This is a genomic window from Bradyrhizobium sp. 31Argb, from assembly GCF_043638955.1.
Classification (GTDB): Bacteria; Pseudomonadota; Alphaproteobacteria; order Rhizobiales; family Xanthobacteraceae; genus Bradyrhizobium.
On the sequence record NZ_JBEGDB010000710.1, the window covers coordinates 1 to 526 of the forward strand.

General features: G+C 57.6%; 1 protein-coding gene. It reads right to left on the reverse strand.

All coding sequences use genetic code 11. From position 1 onward, the window contains the following. Positions 1–211 precede the first annotated feature (211 nt). On the reverse strand, positions 212–526 hold a 315-nt coding region (locus AAFX91_RS42390), incomplete at its 5' end, for a transposase domain-containing protein (RefSeq protein WP_394570439.1).

Here is a 526-nt window from a genome sequence, read left to right on the forward strand (position 1 = left end):
GCGGGCTGCTCACGATCGTCTGAATTCGGCGCTCATGATCGCGCGAAATCGCTGCTCACCATCAGTGAAATATGCAGTAAGCGACGTCCACGTCCCATTAGCAAAGGTTTGGAGGGACGGATTGCAACGCGTTGGCGCAACGGACTGCAAATCGGTTGATCAACGCGTTGCAAATCGTTGAGGTCGCGACTGTGGCGGCAGCTGCGGAGAATTAGGAGGTGCGGGCGAACGACCAGGGCAAGAGTTCGTCGATCCGCGACTGCGGGTGACCGGTTGCGATCGCTTCGAGTGTCGCTTTCATCCAGGCGTAGGGCTCCACGCTGTTGATCTTGCAGGTGGCGATGAGCGAAGCTATGCGGGCCCATGAACGGCCACCTTCGTCGTGACCTGCAAATAAACTATTTTTGCGCGTCAGCGTCAGCGGTCTGATTTGATTTTCGACCGGGTTGGTATGTGTGCCTTGCAAGGCGCACTGTTCTCCCTGGTGGAAACCCAGGCCGGCTAACTCTCGCTCCAGCCGGAAGTA